This is a genomic window from Eudoraea sp. (assembly GCF_049669105.1).
Lineage (GTDB): Bacteria > Bacteroidota > Bacteroidia > Flavobacteriales > Flavobacteriaceae > Eudoraea.
Genome location: NZ_JBATKE010000035.1, coordinates 1 through 2595 on the forward strand (window position 1 = coordinate 1; position 2595 = coordinate 2595).

At 40.0% G+C, this 2595-nt stretch carries 3 protein-coding genes; all 3 read right to left on the minus strand.

All coding sequences use genetic code 11. From position 1 onward, the window contains the following. The coding region (locus tag WBM60_RS02385; protein WP_424282727.1) for an amidohydrolase family protein at nucleotides 1-1266 on the minus strand (1266 nt) is incomplete at its 3' end. A 35-nt stretch (nucleotides 1267-1301) separates the two neighbouring features. Beyond that, a complete protein-coding gene (locus WBM60_RS02390; protein ID WP_424282728.1) occupies nucleotides 1302-1832 on the minus strand; it encodes an HdeD family acid-resistance protein in 531 nt (176 codons plus the stop codon). Nucleotides 1833-2009: 177 nt separating this feature from the next. Beyond that, nucleotides 2010-2595, minus strand: a 586-nt coding sequence (locus WBM60_RS02395) for a hypothetical protein (protein ID WP_424282729.1), incomplete at its 5' end; no start/stop codon positions are given.

The window sequence follows — 2595 nt, forward strand, 5'->3', positions numbered from 1 at the left end:
GATTATATCCGCAAATGCTCCTTCTTTAATCACACCAAGTTCAGCTCCAGGATATGGATTTTTTAAACCAGATAAAGCAAGTACTTTAGCATTGTTAGCTGTTATTTGTTTAAGCTGCTCAATAGGAGTAAAGAACTCATCACGATAAGCAAATTCCTGTGTAAAGGCACTGTAAGGTGCACTACCAAAAAAGCAGTCTGTTCCCCAAAGGATGGTCAGTTTATATTTTTTTGCCAATGCAATTGCATTTCGCGTACCTTCTGCAACAACTTTTAATTTTGCCTGTTGAATAGGATCTTGAAACATTGGGTTACCAGCAGTAGGCTGTAATGGTAAAAACAACTGAGGCGAATAAAAAACACCAAGTTCAGCCATTCTTTTTACGGTGCTTTCCTCTAGCACTAGACCGTGCTCAATAGACTTAACACCTGCATCCAGTGAAGCAACCACACTATTGTTCATCTGTGAATGTGTCATTACATAAGTTCCGTAACGAGTTGCTTCTTCTACAGCTGCGGCAATTTCCTCTGGAGTATACTGTGCCGCCTGAAGCGGATCGGTAAAGCTGGTTACTCCACCACCTGTATGGATTTTGATCTGTGATGCTCCGCGAAACAACTGGTCACGAACTGCACGGCGTACCTCATCGGTACCATCAGCAATTAAGGTGTGCTTCCACTTGTTTACAACCCCACCGTTATCTACTCCATCATAAAAGGGGTGGCCATCTACATTTGATCTAAAATCGCCATGCCCAGAAGTTTGACCTATGGCTGCGCCACTTGGATAAATCCTGGGGCCGGAAATAATATCCTGATCTATGGCACGTTTTACACCAAAACTATTTCCACCGCAATCGCGTATGCTTGTAAATCCCTGCATGAGGTAGTCATTCACACGTCTAGCGGCATGAATACCTTGCTCAAACTCGTCTTGATTCAATAATTTAGGCAAATCTGAAGCGAACATCACGTGTCCGTGTCCTTCTATTAAACCAGGCATCAGCGTTCGCCCACCCCCGTCAATAATGCTTACATTATCGGTTTGTATGACCATCAAGGGCTCTTTAGAAATTTGCTTGATGAGGTTTCCTTCAACCAGGACATGCATGTCCTTTTGTAGTGTTTCGGTTTTACCGTCGAAGATATTTACGTTGCTGATAAGCACGAGCGTGGGCGACTGTTGCTGTTCCTGAGCCAAGGCCGGTTGAACTGCAACTAATGACGAGATGATTACAGTAAATAATAGTACAATGTGTTTTTTCATATTCATGAGCTATTTTAAAATGTTAGTGATTCGGTTCAAAGTGATTTTAGTTTGAATCCAATAACGATGTTCACTATTCCAAAGATCAGAAATCCAATACCCATCCAAGTAGTGATAGTAAGTGCTCCCACTATTATATTACTCATAATAAAGTAACCAATAATCACAGAAAGCACACCGCCAAGCATACTTAATCCCCAAAGGGAATTGCCTTCTTTTTTACTTTGAAATGAGTCAGCAAAAGACATAATACCCGATATGATAATCCAGAAGCCTATAACAAAAGGTAATGAGGCTGCTGTAAGTGCCGGGTTTGATAAGAGCACAAACCCGAATACAATATCAAGTAGACCTCCGGCAAGGATCCATCCCCAGTTGGGAAATGAGTCTCTAAAACCTATTGAGGCTCCGGTCTGTAATATTCCTGTAATCAATAAGCTAATCCCAATGTAGATAGCCACTCCCATGAGTGCATTTGCCGGATGGCGAAATACAAAAAAAGCGAGTATTAGTAGTATAATCCCTCTTAACAGGGTAAACCACCATAGTTTTTGTAATGTTTTCATATTTAATTGGTTTTTGAATTAATTTTATTATCTGCTTACTTATTTATTGTTTTGAAGCCAATCTTCAAATAGCTTGACCTGGTGTGGCATTAGTATCCAATTTGCTGTGATTTACAATCAAAACGCCATTTACTAATACGGTGCTTAATCCAACAGCCAGGATTGGGGTAATTAAAATTACCAGGGTAATGGAACAACAGGCGAAACAGTTAAACGTATTTGATGTTGTGGACCAAATACCTCTGGTGATGCCACATAATACCAATATTGCATATTAATCTTTATAGGCATTTTACCAGCAAATATCACTTTAGTCGCACCAGTAGCAATAGGTAGTGTTAATTTATTTCCTTTTGCCGCTTTGTGGTTATAGGAATATGTTGGCGAACCTTGAATCTGCCAGCCATTTTTTAAAAAAATAGCATAAAAATATTGCCCAGCAGTAATACTTGCAGATTCGCCTCCTGCTGCTGTAACCCACATATCGTCAGCAAGAATTGTAAAACTATCCGGATCTGCATCAAGGCTATTAACACTCCATGCGTGATTTACCATTATTCCAGCTACACCCCATTTAAATATTTGAGCAACCATCAACTCTGGACCTAATAAGGTATAATTTGATCTTAAAGCATCATTGGTTGCCGTACGAAAACTACCAAATGCACCAATTATGCCAATTGTTTTTGATGGAAATGTTTTTCCTACCGCAATATCGGCGCTGATATTTCCCAGATTGACTCCCTGATTTTCAAACCCATTA

Bases quoted from the DNA above. Each gene is read 5' to 3' on its own strand.
- WBM60_RS02390 (WP_424282728.1), bottom strand. From the start codon at position 1,832: ATGAAAACATTACAAAAACTATGGTGGTTTACCCTGTTAAGAGGGATT.